This is a genomic window from Candidatus Jidaibacter acanthamoeba (assembly GCF_000815465.1).
Lineage (GTDB): Bacteria > Pseudomonadota > Alphaproteobacteria > Rickettsiales > Midichloriaceae > Jidaibacter > Jidaibacter acanthamoebae.
On record NZ_JSWE01000172.1, the window covers coordinates 1 to 763 of the forward strand.

General features: G+C 33.3%; 1 protein-coding gene. It reads left to right on the plus strand.

The features are described 5' to 3' along the window. Positions 1 to 345 precede the first annotated feature (345 nt). On the plus strand, positions 346 to 705 hold the full coding sequence (locus NF27_RS08015) for an IS5 family transposase (RefSeq protein WP_053332699.1): 360 nt from the start codon (positions 346 to 348) through the stop codon (positions 703 to 705). The last annotated feature ends 58 nt before the right edge of the window (positions 706 to 763 follow it).

A 763-nucleotide genomic window follows, 5' to 3' on the forward strand; every position in this document is an offset into this window, starting at 1 on the left:
ACCTAACAATATTATGTGATTACCTCAATGCCAGGCGTCATGAAGTAAAAGCATATTTAAGGGGACAATTATCCCCAAGCCGCCGGGAAGAGCTTAATAAAGAAATTCATAAATTAGGTATAATTTTATAAGAAATACTAGGCTTGCAGCTCATTCGCAAATAATCCTGGAAAATAAAATTATAGAATCACTTATTTCTGGACAAAAAATTTATAAAATCATTTAATCCTGGCCAAACTGTTTTTCTAATCGCAATTAATTCTGGACAACATTTGCTCTTGATTGCTGGAATTTGTATTTATAAAATCAAGCCGTTACACTTAGGATCAAAAGAAATCAGCTGCTATGAAAAGAAGGAAACAAGAGAGAAAAAGCAACTCTAAAAAGATAAAATACAAAATAAATAACTGGAGAGAATATAACCAATCTCTAAAGAATAGAGTGTCACTTACTGTTTGGATAAGTAAGGATATAGAGAAGTTATGGTATTTTAGTAAAGGCAGTATATGTAAACGAGGAAGGTTAACCTTTTATTCTGATTATGCAATTGAGATGATGCTAACCTTGCGTATGTTACTTAAGCTGCCGCTACGGCAAACTGAAGGATTTGTTAAGTCTATATTTGAGCTTATTAAGCTCGGGCTTGAAGTTCCTGAGTTTGAGCCGGATTATCCAAGCGAGCTAAATGTATGCTTAATAGAATAAAACTACCACCTTTAGTTGAAGAAGGGTACTTGGTAATAGATAGTACTGGTATAAAAGT

What these genes read in the sequence shown, in the direction of transcription:
- NF27_RS08015 (WP_053332699.1), top strand. Translation starts at nt 346, where the DNA reads ATGAAAAGAAGGAAACAAGAGAGAAAAAGCAACTCTAAAAAGATAAAA.